This window comes from Soonwooa sp. T0.1_25 (assembly GCF_057652215.1).
On sequence record NZ_JBYFBZ010000040.1, the window covers coordinates 1 to 1,474 of the forward strand.

Below are 1,474 nucleotides of genomic sequence, written 5' to 3' on the forward strand. Positions count from 1 at the left end.
GGTTTTGCAAAATTACGCCTCCAAAGCTATGGCAGCCTCGTTTTTGGCGTAACTTCGCAAAGCCCTTTCCCGTTATGTGCCATTTTTGAATGACAATGCGAATAGATACAGACAAACAAATGAATTTACTTAGTGATAAGAACGTTGCAATAATTGGTGGTGGACCCGTTGGACTGACTATGGCAAAATTATTACAGCAAAACGGCATAGACGTTTCAGTTTACGAAAGAGACAACGACCGAGAGGCAAGAATTTTTGGTGGAACCCTTGACCTACACAAAGGTTCAGGTCAGGAAGCAATGAAAAAAGCGGGATTGTTACAAACTTATTATGACTTAGCCTTACCAATGGGTGTAAATATTGCTGATGAAAAAGGCAATATTTTATCCACAAAAAATGTAAAGCCCGAAAATCGATTTGACAATCCTGAAATAAACAGAAATGACTTAAGGGCTATCTTGTTGAATAGTTTAGAAAACGACACGGTTATTTGGGATAGAAAACTTGTTATGCTTGAACCTGGTAAGAAGAAGTGGACACTAACTTTTGAGAATAAACCGAGTGAAACAGCAGATTTGGTTATTCTTGCCAATGGCGGGATGTCCAAGGTAAGAAAATTTGTTACCGACACGGAAGTTGAAGAAACAGGTACTTTCAATATACAAGCCGATATTCATCAACCAGAGATAAACTGTCCTGGATTTTTTCAGCTATGCAATGGAAACCGGCTAATGGCATCTCACCAAGGTAATTTATTATTTGCTAACCCCAATAATAATGGTGCATTGCATTTTGGAATAAGTTTTAAAACACCTGATGAATGGAAAAACCAAACGCAGGTAGATTTTCAAAACAGAAATAGTGTCGTTGATTTTCTTCTGAAAGAATTTTCCGATTGGGACGAACGCTACAAAGAATTGATTCATACGACGTTGTCATTTGTAGGATTGGCTACACGGATATTTCCTTTAGAAAAGCCTTGGAAAAGCAAGCGCCCATTACCCATAACAATGATTGGGGATGCCGCACATTTGATGCCGCCTTTTGCAGGGCAGGGAGTAAATAGTGGGTTGGTGGATGCCTTGATATTGTCTGATAATCTAGCCGATGGAAAATTTAATAGCATTGAAGAGGCTGTTAAAAATTATGAACAGCAAATGTTTATCTATGGCAAAGAAGCACAAGAAGAATCAACTCAAAACGAAATTGAAATGTTTAAACCCGACTTTACGTTTCAGCAATTGTTAAATGTATAAAATGGAATAAAACGGCACATAACAAACAAATTGGCAATAGAGCCGGTGAAGTACTTCTATTGAACTTTTGTGCAATGTTGAAGATTAGTAATTCTATTCAACATTTGTGCTAAAAGTCGGCTCCATCGCCAATTTGCCAAACGTTATCTGCAATTTTATACCAATATTGCGGTTTTTAGAGGAAAATCAGGTTGGATTTTAGCGGAAAAAATTTTTGA

Annotated in this window: 1 protein-coding gene; it reads left to right on the forward strand. The window is 37.5% G+C overall.

Annotation, left to right across the window (positions count from 1 at the left end):
- Nucleotides 1–89: 89 nt before the first annotated feature.
- Entirely contained in the window at nucleotides 90–1,256 is a 1,167-nt protein-coding gene (locus tag AC23MB_RS14225) for a tetracycline-inactivating monooxygenase Tet(X2) (protein WP_008651082.1), read from the forward strand.
- Nucleotides 1,257–1,474: the final 218 nt, after the last annotated feature.

Coding starts and splice junctions, on each gene's coding strand:
- AC23MB_RS14225 (WP_008651082.1), top strand. CDS start 90: ATGACAATGCGAATAGATACAGACAAACAAATGAATTTACTTAGTGAT.